This is a genomic window from Rugamonas sp. GW822-FHT03B10 (assembly GCF_058801745.1).
In genome coordinates this window covers 523,994-541,876 of the sequence record NZ_JBXANP010000002.1, presented here as the reverse complement: position 1 = coordinate 541,876, position 17,883 = coordinate 523,994, and the positions used below count along the sequence as shown (strand labels likewise).

Below are 17,883 nucleotides of genomic sequence, written 5' to 3'. Positions count from 1 at the left end.
GTAAGCGTCAGGGTAATGACTCCGGCCGAAAAACCAAAGGACGAAGTTCCTATTTGCTTATGCCATATCGACATAGGCGGCGCTTCGCCCCGCGGCGGCCGTCACTTGTTCGGTTGCGGCGTCAGGCGCAGATAAGGGCGTTCGGCCTTGTAGCCCTTGGGATATTTTTGCTTGATCTGCTCGGGATCCTGCACCGTCAGCGGAATGATGACGTCGTCGCCATCCTTCCAGTTGCCGGGCGTGGCCACGGTATGGCTGTCGGTCAGTTGCAGCGCGTCGATCACGCGCAACACCTCGTCGAAATTGCGGCCCGTGCTCATCGGATAGGTGAGGGACAGGCGCACCTTCTTGGCCGGATCGATCACGAACAGCGTACGCACGGTGGCCGTGGCCGAGGCGTTGGGGTGGATCATGTCGTACAGCTCGGACACCTTGCGGTCCACGTCGGCGATGATGGGGAAGCCCACCACCGTGTGCTGGGTTTCCTCGATGTCGGCGATCCATTCGCGGTGGGCGTCGGCCGGGTCCACCGACAGCGCGATGGCCTTCACGTTGCGCTTGTCGAATTCGGGCTTGAGCTTGGCCGTCAGCCCCAGTTCCGTGGTGCACACGGGGGTGAAGTCGGCCGGATGGGAAAACAGCACCACCCAGGAATTGCCGGCCCATTCGTGGAAGCGGATCGGGCCGATGGTGGAGTCCTGCGTGAAGTCGGGCGCGGTGTCGCCCAGGCGTATGGTCATGGTGTTCTCCTGTGAGATGGATAGCGGTGGCCAGCAGTCCATTTTGCGCCTGTTCTATTCAAATTCGCAACAAAGTTGCATAACGCAAGTGGCCGCTTCCGCCCGGTTTTGGCTTGATTCAAAGCAAAGGAAAGGCCGGCGCCGGCAATGTGCCCGCATGCACCGGCAGGCGCCGCTCACTTGGCGGGCTGGCAGATCTGGTCGAACACGCCGCCATCGGCGAAGTGCGTCTTGTGCGCCGTGGCCCAGTCGCCGGCCACCTGGGCCAGTGTGAACAGCTTGACGGAAGGGAACTGCGCCGCGTATTTCTTCGCCGCCCGCTCCTGCACGGGGCGGTAGTAGTTCCTGGCGATCAAGGCCTGGCCCTCGTCCGTGTACAGGAATTGCAGGTAGGCCTGCGCCACCTTGCGCGTGCCGTGGCGCTCGGCCACCTTGTCCACCACGGCCACGGGCGGCTCGGCCAGGATGGACGACGACGGCGCCACCACTTCCACCTTGTCCGGCCCCAGTTCCTTAATGGCCAGCAAGGCCTCGTTCTCCCACGCGATCAGCACGTCGCCGATGCCGCGCTCGACGAACGTGGTGGTGGCGCCACGGGCGCCCGTATCGAGCACCGGCACATTCTGGTACAGCTTTTTCAGGAAGGCGCGGGCGCGGGCCTCGTTGCCGCCCGGCTGGCGCAAGGCGTAGCCGTAGGCGGCCAGATGGTTCCAGCGCGCCCCGCCCGAGGTCTTGGGATTGGGCGTGATGACGGCCACGCCTGGCTTGACGAGGTCGTTCCAGTCGCGGATGCCCTTGGGATTGCCCTTGCGCACCAGGAACACGATGGTGGACGTGTAGGGCGCGCTGTTGTGCGGCAGCCGCTGCTGCCAGTCGGCCGGCAACAGCTGATGGGCGGCGATGGCGTCGATGTCGTAGGCCAGCGCCAGCGTCACCACGTCCGCCTCCAGGCCGTCGATCACGGCCCTGCCCTGCTTGCCCGAGCCGCCGTGCGACTGGCGGATCTTGACCGTGTCGCCGCTGCTGGCTTTCCAGCTTTTGGCGAAGGCGGCGTTGATGTCGCGGTAGAGCTCGCGGGTGGGGTCGTAGGAGACGTTCAGCAGGGAAACGTCGGCGGCGGCGGCCGGCGCGGCGGCGAAGGCGGCCACCAAGGCGGCGGCGAGGAAGGTCTTGTTCAGCATCAGGATTCCTTATGGTTGAAACATCAGGAACACCAGCGTAAAACCCCGGACTAATAAACAGAAGGAATCATTTCGACAATCTATATATCAAAATCGTCGGGTCAGGCAAAGCGGTCGAGCAACACCACGGTCCAGGCGGCGGCGGCCAGCAGGCAGGCCAGCAGCACGGCGGCGCTGCCGAAATCCTTGGCGTTCTTCGACAAGGGGTGGCGTTCGAGCGACACCCGGTCCACCACGGCCTCCAGCGCGGAATTGAGCAACTCCACGATCAGGATCAGCGCCAGCACGCCGATCAGCAACAGTTTTTCGAACGCGGAGATACGCAGCGCCAGCGCGATGACGGTGCCGACGGCGAACAGGGCCAGTTCCTGGCGGAACGCGTGCTCGTGGCGCCAGGCGGCCTTGAGCCCGTCGAGCGAGTAGAAGAAGGCCGACAGGATGCGCTTGAGGCCGCTTTTGCTCTTGAATTCGCTGACTGGTTCCATGCGGGCGATGCTGAGTGACGAAAGGAACAATTATGCCCGTTCGTTACCCGGCGGTGACATTTTTGCCGCGACTACGCCAGAGATTTCCCAATATTTTCACATTATGGTATAAAGCTACTATAACTTACCGCATCGCACCAACCACATCATGAAAATTGAAACCGTTCCCGAGCAAAAGACGACGATCCAGGTGATCGAGCGCATGGTCGCGCTGCTCGACGCGCTGGCCAAATATCCCGACCCCGTGAGCCTGAAGGAATTGTCGAAAGTGTCGGGCCTGCACCCGTCCACGGCCCACCGCATCCTGAACGACATGGTGCTCACGCGCTTTGTCGACCGCATCGAGCCGGGCACCTACCGGCTCGGCATGCGCCTGCTGGAGCTGGGCAATATTGTCAAGAGCCGGCTGTCCGTGCGCGAGGCGGCGCTGGACTTCATGCGCGCACTGCACAAAAAGACCCAGCAGACCATCAACCTGTCGGTGCGCCAGGGCGACGAGATCGTCTACATCGACCGCGCCTTCTCCGAGCGTTCCGGCATGCAGGTGGTGCGCGCCATCGGCGGGCGCGGCCCGCTGCACCTGACCTCGACGGGCAAGCTGTTCCTGTCGGTGGACGAGCCCAAGGCGATCCGCGCCTACGCCACCCGCACCGGCCTGGCCGGCCACAACAAGAACTCGATCACGGACCTGGCCACGCTCGAGCGCGAGCTGAGCCTGGTGCGCGCGCGCGGCTACGCGCGCGACAACGAGGAACTGGAACTGGGGGTGCGTTGCATGGCCGCCGGCATCCGCGACGACTCCGGCAAGCTGATCGCCGGCCTGTCGATCTCGGCGCCGGCCGACCGTCTGCAGGACGCGTGGCTGGACGACCTGGTGGCCACCGCCAACCAGATCTCGGCCACGCTCGGTTACATGCCGGCCGAGTAAGTCGGCGCGGCGGCCGTGCCGGTGCTCATGCCGGCCGGCTTGAGGGCCTCCAGCCATTTGCGCATGCGGCCGGCGTCGGCCGTGCGCGATTGCTTGCCCTTGGAGTCGAGGAACACCATGATCACGGCGCGGCCCTCGATCACGGCCTGCATCATCAGGCAGCGGCCGGCCTCGTTGATGAAGCCGGTCTTCTGCAGGCCGATCTCCCACGTCGGGTTGGCCACCAGGTGGTTGGTGTTACCGAACTGCATGGGATGGCCGCTCGCTTCCACCACGGCCTTGGGATCGGTCGAGTACTGGCGCAGCAGCGGCTGCTGATAGGCGGCCATGGCCAGGCGCGCCAGGTCGCGGGCGCTGGCCACGTTCATCTTGTTCAGGCCGTTGGTATCCACATAATGCGTGTCGAGCATGCCCAGCTCGCGCGCCTTGGCGTTCATGGCCTCGACGAACGCGGCCCGCCCGCCCGGATAGTTGCGGCCCAGCGCGGACGCGGCCCGGTTCTCCGAGCTCATCAGGGCGATGTGCAGCATGTTGGCGCGCGTCAGCCGCGAGCCCACCTTCAGGCGTGAACTGCTGAACTTGATGCGGTCCACATCGTCGTCCGTCACGGTCAGCACTTCATCCATGTCCTGGTGCGCCTCGACCACGACCAGGCCCGTCATCATCTTGGTGATGGACGCGATCGGCAGCGCCACGTTGGAATTCTTCTCGAACAGCACTTCGTCATTGTTCTGGTCCAGCACCAGCGCCACGTTCGATTTCAGGTCGAACGGATCGCGGGTCTGGTTCAGCCCGGCCAGATCGCCCATGGTGGGCACGGCGGGCGCGGCGGCCAGCAGGCGCTCGTACACCACCTTGCGGCGGCCGTGCACCATCACCACGCGCTTGACCAGGTGTTCGCGCGGCGCGGCGGCCGCCACATGCAGCTTGCCTTTGCGGACATGATGTTTCTTGTGGTGGGTATCGGCCGCCTGGGCAGCGGCCGGTAGCGACACCAGCAGCGCTGCGATCAGCGCACCAGAGGCGAGCTTAAACATGAAATTCCCCGGTAAACGAACAGACGAGTGACCGTTGCAGTGTAGCAAAACCATGCGCAAGCGCAAGCTCATTTAACATTGACGGCATCACAGTTTTCCCCTGCGCAATGCAATCGCAATGCCATGGCGATAAGCTTGTACAAACGACCCGCGGCACCGCGTCGCACGGCCCGGCATCAGTCGAGAAATTTAACAAATTCCGACACCGGCATGCGCTCCGTGACCAGGCTGTTTTCGACCTTGTCCATATCAGCGTAGCCCAAGGCCATCCCGCACACAACCGTTTCATTGTCTGGAATTGACAACATTTCCTGAATGATCTTGTGGTACTGGGTGAAGGCCGCCTGCGGGCAGGTATCGAGCCCCCGTCCGCGCGCCGCCACCATGATGTTTTGCAGGAACATGCCATAGTCGAGCCACGAGCCCTGCTCCATGACGCGGTCGATGGTGAAGATCAGGCCCACGGGGGCGCCGAAGAATTCATAGTTGCGGCCATGCTGGGCCGCCATGCCGGCCTTGTTCTCGCGCGTCAGGCCCAGCAGCGCATACAGGTCCCAGCCGACCTTGCGGCGGCGGTCGATGAACGGCGACACCCACTCGCGCGGGTAGTACGCGTATTCCTCGGTGTGCAGGCGGGCCTGCTCGGGGTCGTTGTGGGCGGCCAGGATGGCGGCCGACAGCGCGCGCTTGCGCTCGCCCGTCAGCACATACACTTTCCATGGCTGGGTGTTGGTGCCCGACGGCGCGCGCGCGGCCACCTGCAGCAATTGTTCGATGTCGGCCCGTGGCACGGGCGTGGGCAGATAGGCGCGGATCGAGCGGCGCGACGTGATGGCGGCGTCGACGGCTGACTGGTCGGATGGGCTGGGCATGCGTCCTCACTGTAGGGAAGGTCAAAGGCGGCCCCGGCACGGGCGGCGGGGCCGATGCGCAGTCTAGCACGGGACGGCGACCCAGCAGTCCCCCGCCCTGGGCGGCAACATTCAATTCTCGCAAGAAATCGTTCTGTGTGGCCAAAATGGCTTCTTTGGTGCAACGCACAAAATATCGCTTGACTTAATCATGGAAGGCCGTAAAATCGGGTTTGTTGCGTTGCACAATTTGTTTTTTGGTCTGAAAGCTGGATTCATCTGCTTCGTACCACCGGTAGAAACAGCAGCATTTATCGATGACTATTTTCTAATTTCTGGAGAGTTATATGTTTTCAATCCCTGAGCAATTTTCCAATGCGACCAAGGCCAATTTTGAAGCCCAGTTCGCCATCTTCTCCGCACTGACCAACAAGGCCTTCGAAGGCGTGGAAAAATTCGTCGACCTGAACCTGACCGCCGCCAAGGCATCGCTGGAAGAGTCGTCGGTGACCACCAAGCAACTGCTGGCTGCCAAGGATCCGCAAGAATTCTTCTCGCTGACCGCTGCCCAGGCCCAGCCTACGGCTGAAAAAGTGGTGGCCTACGGCCGTCATCTGGCTTCGATCGCTTCGGGCACCCAGGCCGAGTTCAGCAAAGCGGCTGAAACCCAGATCGCCGAAACCAACCGCAAAGTGATCTCGCTGGTGGAAGAAGTGAGCAAGAACGCCCCAGCCGGCACCGAAAACGCCGTGGCCCTGCTGAAGACCGCCATCGGCAACGCCAACGCCGGCTACGAGCAGTTCACCAAGACCGCCAAGCAAGCCGTGGAATCGATCGAATCGAACATGGCCACGGCCGTGAACCAGTTCTCGCAAGCCGCCGCCAAGGCCGCTCCTGCGAAGAAGTAATGTAGGCCACGCTGGCGCCCGCGGGCGCCAGCCCCGTTGCACAGACTCCTCGGCATCCGTGGTGTCCTTTCTAACGGGTGTCCTTCCCAGCCCCGGCATAGTCCGGGGCTTTTTTTGTTCCAAAAGAATGGGGACGCAACACAATTCCTCATTGTGTTACGTCCCCATTTTTTGGCTTACCTTACTCGCCCAGGTAGGCAGCCTTCACCCGCGGGTCGACCAGCATGTCCTGGGCGTTGCCCGTCATGGTGATCAGGCCCGAGTCCATCACGTAGCCACGGTGCGCCGCTTGCAGCGCCAGCTTGGCGTTCTGCTCCACCAGCAATATGGTGATGCCTTCGGCCGACACGTTGCGGATCACTTCGAAGATCTTGTCCACCATGATGGGCGACAAGCCCATCGACGGTTCGTCCAGCAACAGCAGCTTGGGGTGCGACATCAGCGCGCGCGCCATGGCCAGCATCTGCTGCTCGCCGCCCGACAAGGTGCCCGCCATCTGCTGCGCCCGCTCCTTCAGGCGCGGGAACACGTCGTACCACTTGGCGATGTCGGCCTCGATGCCGGCCTTGTCGTCGCGCGTGTAGGCGCCCATCATCAGGTTTTCCTGGATCGACATGCGGGTGAACACGCCGCGCCCTTCCGGCACCATGGCCAGCTTCTTCTCGACCAGGTGGAACGACTGGCTGCCCTTGAGCGAGGCGCCCAGGTAGGTGACGGTGCCGTCCACCTTGCACGGCGGCAGCGTGCCGGTGATGGCTTTCAGCGTGGTGGTCTTGCCGGCGCCGTTGGCGCCGATCAGGGCCACCAGCTCGCCCCGGTTCACTTCCAGGTCGATGCCCTTGACGGCCTTGATGCCGCCATAGGCCACCGTCAACCCCGCTACTTTCAGCACGTTCTCGCTCATCAGTGCGATCCTCCCAGATAGGCGTCGATGACGGCCTGGTTGCTCTGTATCTCGGCCGGCAAGCCTTCCGCGATCGGTTTGCCGTATTCCAGCACCATCAGGCGGTCGCACATGCCCATCATCATCTTGACGTCGTGCTCGATCAGCAGCACGGTCTTGCCCTCGTTCTTGATCTTGACCAGCAGCTCGCGCAGGGCCAGCTTCTCGGTCGCGTTCATGCCGGCCGCCGGTTCGTCCAGCGCCAGCAGTTGCGGGTCGGTGGCCAGCGCGCGCGCGATCTCCAGCCGGCGCTGGTCGCCGTAGGACAGGAAGCGCGAGGTGCGGCCGGCGAACTGGCCGATGCCGACGAAGTCCAGCAACTCCTGCGCGCGGCGGCGGATGGCCGCCTCCTCCTCGCGCGCCGCCTTGTGGCGGAACACGGCGCCGAACACGCCCTGGTGGGTGCGCACGTGGCGGCCCACCATCACGTTCTCCAGCGCCGTCATGTCGCCGAACAGGCGGATGTTCTGGAACGTGCGGGCGATGCCGGCCTTGGCCACCTCGTGCGGGGCGGACGGCGAATACGGCTTGCCGGCCAGCTCGAAGGTGCCCGTGTCGGGCTGGTACAGGCCCGTGATGACGTTGAAGAAGGTGGTCTTGCCGGCGCCGTTGGGGCCGATCAGGCCGTAGATCTGGCCCTTCAGGATCTTGATGCTGACGTCGGTCAGCGCCTGCAGGCCGCCGAAGCGCTTGTTGACGCCGGCGATGTTGAGTATCACTTGTTCGCTCATGGCTATCCTCAGGCGCGCAGCACGCCGGCTGCCGGCTCGGGTTTGTCGGTGTCGTGGTCGGGCCGGTCCTCATGCTTGGGCGCGGGCCACAGGCCGGCCGGACGGTTCAGCATGATGAGCACCATGGCCAGGCCGTACAGCAGCTGGCGCAGCACTTCCGCCTCGATCACGACATGGCCGAACAGTTTCTCCTGCAGCGGTTCGACCACGTGGCGCAGCACTTCCGGCAGCGCCGCCAGCAGCGCGCCGCCCATGATCACGCCCGGCACGTGGCCGATGCCGCCCAGCACCACCATGGCCAGCACGGCGATCGATTCCGTCAACGAGAACGATTCGGGCGACACGAAGCCCTGGAACGAGGCGAACATGGCGCCGGCGATGCCGCCGAACGAGGCGCCCATCGAGAACGCCAGCAGCTTGACGTTGCGGGTGTTGATGCCCATGGCCTTGGCCGCGATCTCATCCTCGCGGATGGCGACCCAGGCCCGGCCCAGGCGCGAATGCTGGAGCCGCGTGGTGACGAACACCACCGCGATGCAGAGGAACAGGAACAGGAAGTAGTACGCGTTCACGGACGGCATGGCAAAGCCGCCGATGAAGACCGTGGCGCGCGAACCGGCCTCGCCCGACAGGTTGACGCCGAACACGCGGATCGGGTCGATCAGGTTGATGCCCTGCGGGCCATTGGTGAAGTTGATCGGCTCGTTCAGGTTGTTCATGAAGATGCGGATGATCTCGCCGAAGCCGAGCGTCACGATGGCCAGGTAGTCGCCGCGCAGCTTGAGCGTGGGCGCGCCGAGGATGGCGCCGAACAGGCCGGCCAGCGCGGCCGCCAGCGGCACGATCAGCCACACGGACAGGTGGATGCCGTGCTCGCGGATGTCCGGTCCCAGCATGGCCACCAGCGAGTCTCCAAAGACCGGGTACTGGTTGATGATCGATTCGAGCAGCGTGGCGAACTGCGGCGAGGCCAGCAAGCCCGTCATGTAGGCGCCCACCGCGTAGAACGCGATGTAGCCGAGGTCGAGCAGGCCGGCGAAGCCGACCACGATGTTCAGGCCCAGCGCCAGCATGATGTAGAGCAGCGCCATGTCGATGATGCGCACCCACGAGTTGCCGAACTGGGCGGCGACGAACGGGAAGATCAGCAGGCCGGTCAGCACCACCGCCATGCTGGCGTAGGCCTTGGCGGGGTTGCGGGCCGTGTCGAAATTGAGGAGAGCCATGGTATTCCTTTCTCGCGGAGTCGATCAGGCGCGGTCGGCCACGCGCTCGCCCATGATGCCGGACGGACGCACCGTCAGCACGAGGATGAGGACGACGAAGGCGAAGATGTCCTGATAGTTACTGCCCAGGAAACCGCCGGTGAAATCGCCGATGTAGCCGGCGCCCAGGCTTTCGATAATGCCCAGCAAAATGCCGCCTATCATGGCGCCGTAGATGTTGCCGATGCCGCCCAGCACGGCCGCCGAGAAGGCCTTGAGGCCGGGCACGAAGCCCATCGCGAACTGGATCGAGGCGTAGTTGGCGCCCCACATCACGCCGGCCACGGCGGCCAGCGCGGCGCCGATGGCGAAGGTGGCCACGATCACCTTGTTCGAGTCCACGCCCATCAGGCCGGCCACGCGCGGGTTCTCCGCCGTGGCGCGCATGGCGCGGCCCATGCGGGTCCTCTCCACCAGCAGCACCAGGCCGCACATGGAGGCGGCCGCCAGCACCAGCAGCAGCACCTGGGTTTGCGAGATGACGGCGCCGCCCACCATGATGGGGTCGGACGACAGCAGTTGCGGGAACGGCAGCGGGTTGCGGCCCCAGATCATCATGGCGAACGTTTGCAGCAGGATGGACACGCCGATGGCCGTGATCAGCGGCGCCAGCCGGGGCGCGTTGCGCAGGCGACGGTAGGCCACGCGCTCGATGATGATGTTGACCAGCATGCAGACGGGGATGGCGCCGATGATGGCGATGCCCAGTTGCACGAAGCCGGGCAGGCCCGGCGCCACCTTCTGCAACAGATTGAGGATGGTCAGGCCGGCCATGGCGCCTATCATCAGCACGTCGCCGTGGGCGAAATTGATCAGGTTCAGCACGCCATACACCATGGTATAGCCGAGCGCGACCAGCGCGTACATGCTGCCCAGCACCAGGCCATTGATTATTTGTTGGATAAAGGTATCCATGGGTTCGATTGCCTTTGTTGAGAGTGTTACCGGTACGCGCGGTGGGGCCGCCTAACAAAAACGGCACCCGGGGAAATCCCCGCAGTGCCGCCGTTGATCTGACGCCGCCATCCCGAAACAAGACCATTCGACAACTTTTTCGGGCGAGGCAATGATAGCGACTATCCTGAAAAACTAATGGCGAAAAATATGGCGATGGACCAAATAAAATTCAGACCATCGCCTTGCGCGGTGGGCGCCGGGCCGTCAGGCCGGTTCCGCCTTCGCGCCGTCGAGTCCCTTGGGCAAGGGGAAAGTGACGGCTTCCTGCACCCCGTCCAGCGTGCGCACGCTGCGCGCGCCGCATTCTTTCAGGCGGTCGATGACGGCCTGCACCAGCACCTCGGGCGCCGACGCGCCGGCCGTGACGCCCACGCGCAGCTTGCCTTCCAGCCATTGCGGGTCGATTTGCGACGCGTTGTCGACCATGTAGGCCGGCGTGCCCTTCTTCTGCGCCACTTCGCGCAGGCGGTTGGAATTGGAGCTGTTCGGGCTGCCCACCACGATCACCAGGTCCACCTGCGGCGCCATGAATTTCACGGCTTCCTGGCGGTTGGTGGTGGCGTAGCAGATGTCGCCCTTCTTCGGTTCGATAATGCTGGGGAATTTGGCTTTCAGGGCCGCGATGATGTCGGCGGTGTCGTCCACCGACAACGTTGTCTGCGACACATAGGCCAGCATGTCCGGCTTGGTGACGACCAGCTTGGCCACGTCGGCCACCGTCTCCACCAGGTACATGCCCTCCTCGGTCTGGCCCATCGTGCCTTCCACCTCGGGATGGCCGTCGTGGCCGATCATGATGATCTCGCAGCCCTGGCGGCGCATCTTGGCCACTTCCACGTGCACCTTGGTCACCAGCGGACAGGTGGCGTCGTAGATGGTCAGGCCGCGCGCTTCCGCCTCGGCCCGCACGGCCTTGGACACGCCGTGGGCCGAGAACACCAGCGTGTTACCGGCCGGCACGTCATCGAGTTCCTCGATGAAGATGGCGCCCTTGTTGCGCAGGTCGTCCACCACGTAGGCGTTGTGCACGATTTCGTGGCGCACGTAGATCGGCGCGCCGAACTGCTGCAGCGCGCGTTCCACGATCTCGATCGCACGGTCCACGCCGGCGCAAAAACCGCGCGGCTGGGCCAACAGAATTTCTTTTTCCATCAATTCCTCAACAAGTGGGCGCGGCGAGCGCGAATCGCAAACGAACCTCGCTCACAGCACCGAAATCAGGTTCACTTCAAAGCGCAGCGGCTGGCCAGCCAGCGGGTGGTTGAAGTCGAACAGGGCCGATTCCTCGCCGATTTCGCGCAGCACGCCGGCGAAGCGGCCACCGCCGGGCGCGGCGAAGTCGATCAGGTCGCCCACCTTGTACTCGGCTTCCGGGTCGGAGTTCTCGTCCAGCGTGGCGCGCGAGACGGCGCGCACCAACTCGGGATTGCGCTCGCCGAAACCTTGCGCCGGCGACAGCTCGAACGTCTTGTGGGTGCCTTCAGGCAGGCCCAGCAGGCAATCTTCGAGGAACGGGGCCAGCTGGCCCTGGCCCAGCATCAGCGTGGCCGGGTTTCCGTTGAAGGTTGTGACTATATCAGTACCGTCCAGGGTGGCCAGACGATAATGCAGGGTGAGATAAGCCGATTTGGTGACGACGTTAGGTTGCGCGTTAGACATGACTTGGTACTCGGTAAGCTTGCAGGAAGCGATATTGTAAGCCACCTTGCCCGCCGCGCCCGCCGTTCCGGAACAATTCAGCCCATTTTTCAGGAGATCGTATGGCTATCAGCGATTGGCCGGCCCACCGCCGCCCCCGCGAGCGCTTGATACTGGAAGGGGCGCCGGCCCTGTCGGACGAGGAATTGCTGGCCGTGTTCCTGCGCGTGGGCGTGCCCGGCAAGGACGCCGTGACGCTGGGCCGCGAACTGGTGCACCGCTTCGGCTCGCTGCATGCGCTGTTTGGCGCCAGCCTCGACGACTTCTGCGCCATCCGCGGCCTGGGCGTCGCCAAGTTCGCCCAGTTGCAGGCCGTGATGGAACTGGCCCGCCGCGCCATCGAGGAACAATTGAAGACGGGCCAGACGCTCGGTTCGCCCAAAGCCGTCAAGGAATACCTGCGCGTGATCCTGGGCGGCAAGACCCACGAATCGTTCCACGTGCTGTTCCTGGACGTGAAGAACCGCCTGATCGACGCCAAGGAGTTGTTTCGCGGCACCCTCACCCACACCAGCGTCTACCCGCGCGAAGTGGTCAAGGAAGCGCTGGCGCGCAACGCGGCCAGCGTGATGCTGGCCCATAACCACCCGTCCGGCACGCCCGAGCCGAGCGAATCGGACCTGCTGCTCACACGCGCGCTGATGCAGGCGCTGGCCCTGGTGGACGTGCGCATCCTCGATCATTTTGTGGTGGCCGGGCACCAGGTGCACTCGTTCGCCGAGCACGGCCAGCTGTAAATGGGCCGCCGCGCACACCGGCGCCACCTCGGTTTACCGTTGTTTACCAAGGGGAAATTGCCAATTCGCGCAGGTTTTTCCAATTGTTAAATTTTTTGGAAAATCCATGACACAATTGTTTTTCACAAGTCATTGAAAAAGCTCAGTTTTTTGGATATACTCTCGTTTTTCCAATTGTGGAATGTCTTTAAGGAGTGCGCCATGGCACGTGTTTGCCAAGTCACTGGGAAGAAGCCGATGGTCGGCAACAATGTTTCCCATGCAAACAACAAAACCAAACGTCGTTTCCTGCCTAACCTGCAGAACCGTCGTATTTTTGTTGAATCTGAAAACCGCTGGGTCTCCCTGCGTCTGTCCAACGCCGGTCTGCGCGTGATCGACAAAGTCGGCATCGACGCCGTTCTGGCCGACATGCGCGCGCGTGGCGAAAAAGTCTAAATAGGGAGCTATCATGGCAAAATCTGGCCGCGACAAAATCAAGCTGGAATCGACCGCAGGTACCGGTCACTTCTACACCACCACCAAGAACAAGCGCACCATGCCTGCTAAGATGGAAATCATCAAGTTCGATCCTAAGGCACGCAAGCACGTTCAGTACAAAGAAACCAAGATCAAGTAATCCGGTCTGCGCGTTTCGTGAAAAAGCCGTTCATCTGAACGGCTTTTTTGTTTTCCGCTGCCTGACGGCAACCGCGAATTGGCGGTTTTCGCGTGCCCCTAGCGGCAACCATCTTCCTGCAGCACCTGCTCCCACGCGCCCGCATACATGGCCGCCACCCGGCCCTGCTCGGTCTCGAAGCGGATCGCATACTGGCCTTCCCCCGCCCTGACCGTCAGGTAATGCCCGTCCGTCCGGCGCGGATGCGCCGCCGTCCGCACCGCCTCGCCGTAGTGGCGCCCGACCTTCCCTTCCGGGTCGTCCAGCGCGATCTCGCGTTCCGATTCGATGCCCGGTTGCGTCACGTCCACGCGCTTCAGCACGTCCTTGACGAACATCAGGACGATGCCATCCTCTTCCGCCGGCGAGACCTGGAAGCAGGCCGGCGCCGTGCGCTGCCTGAGGGGCACGCGTTCCATGCGCTCGCCCAGGATCTTGTTGACGGTGTCGAAGCGCATGCCGACCTTGAGCGGACCCGCGCCATCGACGCGCAAGGTCCAGTCGCGCGCCTGCGCCGCTGGCAGCAGCGCGCACAGGACCAGCGCACCCCAGCAGCGCTTACCGAATTGCCAATTGCCGTGCCGATTCATTAATCTGGCCTCCCCAATGCAAAACGGCTCCGTTTCCGGAGCCGTTTGTGTTTTCAACCGCAGATGATCATGCGTAGCTGCGCAGGCGCAGCGAGAAATCCTGCAGCGACTTGATGCCCGACGCCTCCGCGCGCGCGCACCAGTCTTGCAGCTTGTGCAGCAACTGGTCGCGCGTGAAGTGCGAACGCTCCCAGATCGCGCCCAGTTCCACGCGCATATTGTGCATGGTCTCCAGCGCCTTGCTGTGCTGGAACAGTTCGCTCAGCTGCTGTTGTTGCTGCTCGGCCAGCTTGCCCGGCTCGCGCTGCAACAGCTTGCGCGACGATTTCAGGAAACGCGACTCCAGCTGGGCCTTGTCCTTCAGGTGGGCCAGCTCTTCCTTCCATGCGTGCTTGACGGACTTGGCGTACTTGGCCATCACGTCGTAGCGGTTGGTGATCACCGATTGCAGCGTGTCGAAGTCCGCCTCCGCCTTGCCCGACGCGAATTTCGGCGCCGGGGCCAGCTTCTTGACCTTGGCCAGACCGACTTTTTCCAGCGAGCGAATGTACAGCCAGCCGATGTCAACCTCGTACCACTTGGACGACAGCTTGGCCGAGGTGGCGAAGGTGTGGTGGTTGTTGTGCAGCTCCTCGCCGCCGATCAGGATGCCGAACGGGAAAATGTTGGTGGCCGCGTCCGAGCAATCGTAGTTGCGGTAGCCCCAGTAGTGGCCGATGCCGTTGATGACGCCGGCGGCCATCACGGGAATCCACATCATCTGCACGGCCCACACGGTCACGCCGATCACGCCGAACAGCACCACGTTCAGCACCAGCAGCGCGGCCACGCCTTGCCAGCTGTACTTGGTGTACAGGTTGCGCTCGATCCAGTCGGTCGGCGTGCCATGGCCATACTTGTCCATGGTTTCCAGGTTCTTCGATTCAGCGCGATACAGCTCGGCGCCTTCCCAGAACACTTTCTTGATGCCACGGGTGACCGGGCTGTGCGGATCTTCCTCGGTGTCGCACTTGGCGTGGTGCTTGCGGTGGATGGCCGCCCATTCCTTGGTGACCTGGCCGGTCGTCAGCCACAGCCAGAAGCGGAAGAAGTGGCTGGGGATGGCGTGCAACTCCAGCGCGCGGTGCGCCTGGTGGCGGTGCAGATAAATGGTGACGCTGGCGATGGTGATGTGGGTGACGGCCAAGGTGTAGAAAAACACTTGCCATGCGGTGAGTCGGGTGACGCCGTTCGACAAAAAGTCCAGTACTGCGGGTAAGCTCAAATTCATTCCTGCTCCAAAGTGGGTATCGCGATCCGGTCCCCGCCGCGCACGGCTGGTCCGATATTCTTGATTTTAATCACCATTGTACGATGAAACGCTGGTGTTTTGCGGAACCATTGCCCCAAAGACTGATTATTTTTTAGGCAGAGCAACGGATTCCGGAAGCGGCTTGTCGCCGAGGATACGCATTTCCCGTTGCGGGAACGGCACACTGATATTGTTCTCTTTCAAGGCCTTCCAGATTGCCCGGTTGACATCGGAGATCACGCCGCCACGGCCGTTTTCCGGGTCGTGGATCCAGAAGCCCACTTGCAGGTCCAGGCCATCGGCGCCAAAACTGAGCAATTGGGCCGCGGGCAGCTTTTCCTTCGACACGCGGGCCACGCTGGACGCGGCCTGTTCGAGCAATTGCAGCACGGGATCGAGCTCCGTGTCGTAGGCGACCGACACCTTGGTCGACAGCCACAGCATGTTGTTGGTCAACGAGGAATTCTGCACCGCGCCCGACACCAGCATCTCGTTCGGCACGATGGACTCCACCCCGTCCAAGCCCTGCAGCACCGTGTAGCGCGTGTTGATCTGGGTCACGCGGCCGCTGTATTTGTCGACCGTGATCATGTCGCCGATGGTCAGGCTGCGGTCCAGCAGGATCACGAAGCCGGACACGTAGTTGCTGGCGATTTTCTGCAAACCCAGCCCCAGGCCCACGCCGAGCGCGCCGCTGAACACGGACAGCACCGTCAGGTCGATCCCCACCAGCGACAGGCTGACCAGGATGGCCACCACGATCAGGATGGCGCGCCCGGTGCGCGACAGCACCACGCGTAAATTGGTGTGCAAGCCCGGCACCAGCATCAGGCGCTCCTCCAGCGCCGCGCCGGCCCACAGCGCCAGCATCTGCAGCAACAGCACCGACACCGCGCCTTGCAGGATGGCGAGGATGGAGACCTTGTGCTTGCCCAGCGGCAGGACGGTGTCGTCGAGGAAATCGAAGATGTCGACCCACAGGCCCGTGATGTAGAGCGCGAAAGCCAGCCAGACCAGCAGCTGGAACACCTTCTCGAACATCTGCATGGCCTCGCCCACCTGACCGCGGCGCGCGAACACGCGGCGCAGCACGAAGAAGGTGAAGCGGATCACCACCAGCGCGCCGAAAATGGGGATCGCCACCTTGAGCAGGTTGACGTGGTGCGTGCGCGCCAGCACGGCGCGCGAGACGAACAGCAGGCACACGATCAGCAGCGGACCGAGCACGCGGCCAAAACTCTCGACCCCGAACCGCATCACCCCGGCCTGGCCGCTGCGGCCGAAGCGGCGCCGCAACAGCGCAGCCAGCCCGCCGCCCAGCAGCACGGACAGGCCGATGGCGCTCAGCTGCCACAACAGGCTGGGATCGGTGAGGTCTTCGGCCAGGCCGGCGATCAGGTTGGCGAGCGGTAGTTGATTCATGGGGATGGCAAAAATAAGGATGGGTGACAGATTAGCGTAAACGCCAAGTTTTCCGCCACACGCGGCGGACAGAAAAAAGGCCGGGAAGACCCGGCCCGTCTGGCTTACTCGGCGCTGTCGTCCGCCGCCTCGTCGGCCGCCTCGTCGGCCGCCCCGGCTGCCGGTTTGACGACCTTGGGCATCGGCTTGCGCTCGAACACGGCGGCGAAGAAGCCGTCGGTCTGGTGCTTGTGCGGCAGCAGCTTCAGGTAGTCGCCCATTTCCAGCGCAATCTTCTGCTCGGCCAGCACCTTGCTCATCGGCACCAGCGCGAAGTCCGGATGGGTGGCCAGGAACTGTTCCGCGATGAAGTCGTTTTCCTCATTCAGGAAACTGCAGGTCGCGTACACCAGCCGGCCGCCGGCCTTGACCAGGCGCGCGGCGCCGTCCAGGATCGAGGCCTGCTTGACCTGCAGCTCGGCGATGGCCTCCGGCTGCTGGCGCCACTTGACGTCGGGGTTGCGGCGCAGCGTGCCCAGGCCCGAGCATGGCGCGTCCACCAGCACGCGGTCGATCTTGCCGGCCAGGCGCTTGATCTTGGTGTCGCGCTCGTGCGCGATCTGCACCGGGTGCACGTTCGACAGGCCGCTGCGGGCCATGCGCGGCTTGAGCTTGGCCAGGCGCTTCTCCGACACGTCGAAGGCGTACAGCCGGCCCGTGTTGCGCATGATGGCGCCCAGCGCCAGCGTCTTGCCGCCGGCGCCGGCGCAGAAGTCCACCACCATCTCGCCGCGCTTGGCGCCGACGATCTGGGACAGGATCTGGCTGCCCTCGTCCTGCACTTCGATGGCGCCGCTCTTGAACAACGGCAGGTTCTGCAGCGCCGGCTTTTGCAGGACGCGCAGACCGAGCGGCGCGTACGGCGTGGCCGTGCTGCGGATCGGCGCCAGGGCCAGCTCGGCCATCACGTCGTCGCGGTTGGCCTTGAGCGAGTTGACGCGCAAGTCCAGCGGCGCCGGGGTGTTCATGGCGTCGGCCAGTTGCAGGGTCTCGTCCTCGCCGCACTGCGCGACCAGCTTGTCGAACAGCCACTTGGGCATGTTGGAACGCATGGACTTGTGCATCAGCTTGCGGTCGATCTGGGTCACGCGCTCGAGCCACTGCACTTCCTCGTCCGTCAGCCCGCCCATCGAGTCGATGCCGACGGCGTCGGCCATGCCCAGCAAGGTCAGACGGCGCATGGTGGCGCCGCCGCCCGCTTCCGAGAAATCGGTGAAGAACGACTTGTTGCGCAGCACGTTGTACACGCATTCGGCGATGGCGCCGCGCTCGCGGCCGCCCAGCCGCGGGTGGTCTTTGAAGTAGCGCGACAGGGTGGTGTCGGCCGGCGCGCTAAAGCGCAAAATCTCGCGCAACACTTCTTCAGCGTTGGCGAGTATCGCTGGTGGCAATCTCATGGTATTCCTTCGTTGTTATTCAGTA

Annotated in this window: 20 protein-coding genes; 5 read left to right on the top strand and 15 right to left on the bottom strand. The window is 63.5% G+C overall.

The features are described from left to right. Window positions 1-101: 101 nt before the first annotated feature. The 3 genes from AC1RQG_RS05530 to AC1RQG_RS05520 form a co-directional block, all read right to left on the bottom strand. Window positions 102-740, bottom strand: coding sequence for a peroxiredoxin (locus AC1RQG_RS05530; protein WP_493129104.1), 639 nt, complete (start codon window positions 738-740; stop codon window positions 102-104). 176 nt (window positions 741-916) lie between these two features. Then, window positions 917-1,921, bottom strand: coding sequence for a sulfate ABC transporter substrate-binding protein (locus AC1RQG_RS05525; protein ID WP_493129102.1), 1,005 nt, complete (start codon window positions 1,919-1,921; stop codon window positions 917-919). 101 nt (window positions 1,922-2,022) lie between these two features. Further along, the gene (locus AC1RQG_RS05520) at window positions 2,023-2,406 is read right to left on the bottom strand and encodes a diacylglycerol kinase (RefSeq protein WP_493129101.1); all 384 of its coding nucleotides are present in this window, start codon (window positions 2,404-2,406) and stop codon (window positions 2,023-2,025) included. A gap of 148 nt (window positions 2,407-2,554) precedes the next feature. Here AC1RQG_RS05520 and AC1RQG_RS05515 point away from each other — a divergent pair, with 148 nt between their 5' ends. Then, window positions 2,555-3,334 (top strand): IclR family transcriptional regulator, encoded by a 780-nt coding sequence (locus AC1RQG_RS05515; protein ID WP_182163468.1) that lies wholly within the window; start codon window positions 2,555-2,557, stop codon window positions 3,332-3,334. Here the strand turns inward: AC1RQG_RS05515 and pbpG are convergent. Both pbpG and AC1RQG_RS05505 read right to left on the bottom strand, forming a co-directional pair. Next, window positions 3,316-4,371, bottom strand: a complete 1,056-nt coding sequence (gene pbpG / locus AC1RQG_RS05510) for a D-alanyl-D-alanine endopeptidase (protein ID WP_493129099.1) — start codon at window positions 4,369-4,371, stop codon at window positions 3,316-3,318. The two genes, AC1RQG_RS05515 and pbpG, sit on opposite strands and share 19 nt — an antisense overlap. A 176-nt stretch (window positions 4,372-4,547) precedes the next feature. Next, on the bottom strand, window positions 4,548-5,243 hold the full coding sequence (locus AC1RQG_RS05505) for a nitroreductase (protein WP_493129096.1): 696 nt from the start codon (window positions 5,241-5,243) through the stop codon (window positions 4,548-4,550). A 326-nt stretch (window positions 5,244-5,569) separates the two neighbouring features. Between AC1RQG_RS05505 and AC1RQG_RS05500 the strand changes: the two genes are divergently transcribed. Next, window positions 5,570-6,130 (top strand): phasin family protein, encoded by a 561-nt coding sequence (locus AC1RQG_RS05500; RefSeq protein WP_493129094.1) that lies wholly within the window; start codon window positions 5,570-5,572, stop codon window positions 6,128-6,130. 181 nt (window positions 6,131-6,311) lie between these two features. On the opposite strand, the gene AC1RQG_RS05495 is transcribed toward AC1RQG_RS05500, so the two are convergent. The 6 genes from AC1RQG_RS05495 to AC1RQG_RS05470 all read right to left on the bottom strand — a co-directional run bounded on the left by AC1RQG_RS05495 (window position 6,312) and on the right by AC1RQG_RS05470 (window position 11,685). Further along, the gene (locus tag AC1RQG_RS05495; protein ID WP_493129092.1) at window positions 6,312-7,034 is read right to left on the bottom strand and encodes an ABC transporter ATP-binding protein; all 723 of its coding nucleotides are present in this window, start codon (window positions 7,032-7,034) and stop codon (window positions 6,312-6,314) included. Further along, window positions 7,034-7,804, bottom strand: a complete 771-nt coding sequence (locus AC1RQG_RS05490; RefSeq protein ID WP_493129090.1) for an ABC transporter ATP-binding protein — start codon at window positions 7,802-7,804, stop codon at window positions 7,034-7,036. The genes AC1RQG_RS05495 and AC1RQG_RS05490 overlap by 1 nt, the downstream gene beginning before the upstream one ends. Before the next feature lie 8 nt (window positions 7,805-7,812). Next, the gene (locus tag AC1RQG_RS05485; protein ID WP_493129088.1) at window positions 7,813-9,030 is read right to left on the bottom strand and encodes an ABC transporter permease subunit; all 1,218 of its coding nucleotides are present in this window, start codon (window positions 9,028-9,030) and stop codon (window positions 7,813-7,815) included. 24 nt (window positions 9,031-9,054) lie between these two features. Then, on the bottom strand, window positions 9,055-9,984 hold the full coding sequence (locus AC1RQG_RS05480; RefSeq protein ID WP_493129086.1) for a branched-chain amino acid ABC transporter permease: 930 nt from the start codon (window positions 9,982-9,984) through the stop codon (window positions 9,055-9,057). A 246-nt stretch (window positions 9,985-10,230) separates the two neighbouring features. Beyond that, complete coding sequence (gene ispH / locus AC1RQG_RS05475) at window positions 10,231-11,178, bottom strand: 4-hydroxy-3-methylbut-2-enyl diphosphate reductase (protein ID WP_493129084.1); 948 nt, start codon at window positions 11,176-11,178, stop codon at window positions 10,231-10,233. Window positions 11,179-11,229: 51 nt separating this feature from the next. Then, complete coding sequence (locus AC1RQG_RS05470) at window positions 11,230-11,685, bottom strand: FKBP-type peptidyl-prolyl cis-trans isomerase (protein ID WP_493129082.1); 456 nt, start codon at window positions 11,683-11,685, stop codon at window positions 11,230-11,232. Window positions 11,686-11,786: 101 nt separating this feature from the next. On the opposite strand from AC1RQG_RS05470, the gene radC reads away from it, so the two are divergent. The 3 genes from radC (at window position 11,787) to rpmG (ending at window position 13,080) form a co-directional block, all read left to right on the top strand. Beyond that, window positions 11,787-12,461, top strand: coding sequence for a RadC family protein (gene radC, locus AC1RQG_RS05465; RefSeq protein ID WP_493129080.1), 675 nt, complete (start codon window positions 11,787-11,789; stop codon window positions 12,459-12,461). Window positions 12,462-12,662: 201 nt separating this feature from the next. Further along, complete coding sequence (gene rpmB, locus AC1RQG_RS05460; protein ID WP_008451488.1) at window positions 12,663-12,899, top strand: 50S ribosomal protein L28; 237 nt, start codon at window positions 12,663-12,665, stop codon at window positions 12,897-12,899. 13 nt (window positions 12,900-12,912) lie between these two features. After that, window positions 12,913-13,080 carry a 50S ribosomal protein L33 gene (gene rpmG / locus AC1RQG_RS05455; protein WP_220456434.1) on the top strand — a complete coding sequence of 56 codons (168 nt, stop codon included), beginning with the start codon at window positions 12,913-12,915 and terminating at the stop codon, window positions 13,078-13,080. A 98-nt stretch (window positions 13,081-13,178) separates the two neighbouring features. On the opposite strand, the gene AC1RQG_RS05450 is transcribed toward rpmG, so the two are convergent. The 4 genes from AC1RQG_RS05450 to AC1RQG_RS05435 all read right to left on the bottom strand — a co-directional run bounded on the left by AC1RQG_RS05450 (window position 13,179) and on the right by AC1RQG_RS05435 (window position 17,858). After that, the gene (locus AC1RQG_RS05450; protein ID WP_493129077.1) at window positions 13,179-13,709 is read right to left on the bottom strand and encodes a hypothetical protein; all 531 of its coding nucleotides are present in this window, start codon (window positions 13,707-13,709) and stop codon (window positions 13,179-13,181) included. Window positions 13,710-13,776: 67 nt separating this feature from the next. Then, window positions 13,777-14,979 (bottom strand): DesA family fatty acid desaturase, encoded by a 1,203-nt coding sequence (locus tag AC1RQG_RS05445; protein ID WP_493129075.1) that lies wholly within the window; start codon window positions 14,977-14,979, stop codon window positions 13,777-13,779. Window positions 14,980-15,105: 126 nt separating this feature from the next. Continuing rightward, window positions 15,106-16,422, bottom strand: coding sequence for a mechanosensitive ion channel family protein (locus AC1RQG_RS05440; protein WP_493129073.1), 1,317 nt, complete (start codon window positions 16,420-16,422; stop codon window positions 15,106-15,108). A 104-nt stretch (window positions 16,423-16,526) separates the two neighbouring features. Next, window positions 16,527-17,858 (bottom strand): RsmB/NOP family class I SAM-dependent RNA methyltransferase, encoded by a 1,332-nt coding sequence (locus AC1RQG_RS05435; protein ID WP_493129071.1) that lies wholly within the window; start codon window positions 17,856-17,858, stop codon window positions 16,527-16,529. Window positions 17,859-17,883 lie beyond the last annotated feature (25 nt).

Excerpts from the sequence above, each read along its gene's own strand:
- AC1RQG_RS05530 (WP_493129104.1), bottom strand. The coding sequence starts at position 740 with ATGACCATACGCCTGGGCGACACCGCGCCCGACTTCACGCAGGACTCC.
- AC1RQG_RS05525 (WP_493129102.1), bottom strand. The coding sequence starts at position 1,921 with ATGCTGAACAAGACCTTCCTCGCCGCCGCCTTGGTGGCCGCCTTCGCC.
- AC1RQG_RS05520 (WP_493129101.1), bottom strand. The coding sequence starts at position 2,406 with ATGGAACCAGTCAGCGAATTCAAGAGCAAAAGCGGCCTCAAGCGCATC.
- AC1RQG_RS05515 (WP_182163468.1), top strand. The coding sequence starts at position 2,555 with ATGAAAATTGAAACCGTTCCCGAGCAAAAGACGACGATCCAGGTGATC.
- pbpG (WP_493129099.1), bottom strand. The coding sequence starts at position 4,371 with ATGTTTAAGCTCGCCTCTGGTGCGCTGATCGCAGCGCTGCTGGTGTCG.
- AC1RQG_RS05505 (WP_493129096.1), bottom strand. The coding sequence starts at position 5,243 with ATGCCCAGCCCATCCGACCAGTCAGCCGTCGACGCCGCCATCACGTCG.
- AC1RQG_RS05500 (WP_493129094.1), top strand. The coding sequence starts at position 5,570 with ATGTTTTCAATCCCTGAGCAATTTTCCAATGCGACCAAGGCCAATTTT.
- AC1RQG_RS05495 (WP_493129092.1), bottom strand. The coding sequence starts at position 7,034 with ATGAGCGAGAACGTGCTGAAAGTAGCGGGGTTGACGGTGGCCTATGGC.
- AC1RQG_RS05490 (WP_493129090.1), bottom strand. The coding sequence starts at position 7,804 with ATGAGCGAACAAGTGATACTCAACATCGCCGGCGTCAACAAGCGCTTC.
- AC1RQG_RS05485 (WP_493129088.1), bottom strand. The coding sequence starts at position 9,030 with ATGGCTCTCCTCAATTTCGACACGGCCCGCAACCCCGCCAAGGCCTAC.
- AC1RQG_RS05480 (WP_493129086.1), bottom strand. The coding sequence starts at position 9,984 with ATGGATACCTTTATCCAACAAATAATCAATGGCCTGGTGCTGGGCAGC.
- ispH (WP_493129084.1), bottom strand. The coding sequence starts at position 11,178 with ATGGAAAAAGAAATTCTGTTGGCCCAGCCGCGCGGTTTTTGCGCCGGC.
- AC1RQG_RS05470 (WP_493129082.1), bottom strand. The coding sequence starts at position 11,685 with ATGTCTAACGCGCAACCTAACGTCGTCACCAAATCGGCTTATCTCACC.
- radC (WP_493129080.1), top strand. The coding sequence starts at position 11,787 with ATGGCTATCAGCGATTGGCCGGCCCACCGCCGCCCCCGCGAGCGCTTG.
- rpmB (WP_008451488.1), top strand. The coding sequence starts at position 12,663 with ATGGCACGTGTTTGCCAAGTCACTGGGAAGAAGCCGATGGTCGGCAAC.
- rpmG (WP_220456434.1), top strand. The coding sequence starts at position 12,913 with ATGGCAAAATCTGGCCGCGACAAAATCAAGCTGGAATCGACCGCAGGT.
- AC1RQG_RS05450 (WP_493129077.1), bottom strand. The coding sequence starts at position 13,709 with ATGAATCGGCACGGCAATTGGCAATTCGGTAAGCGCTGCTGGGGTGCG.
- AC1RQG_RS05445 (WP_493129075.1), bottom strand. The coding sequence starts at position 14,979 with ATGAATTTGAGCTTACCCGCAGTACTGGACTTTTTGTCGAACGGCGTC.
- AC1RQG_RS05440 (WP_493129073.1), bottom strand. The coding sequence starts at position 16,422 with ATGAATCAACTACCGCTCGCCAACCTGATCGCCGGCCTGGCCGAAGAC.
- AC1RQG_RS05435 (WP_493129071.1), bottom strand. The coding sequence starts at position 17,858 with ATGAGATTGCCACCAGCGATACTCGCCAACGCTGAAGAAGTGTTGCGC.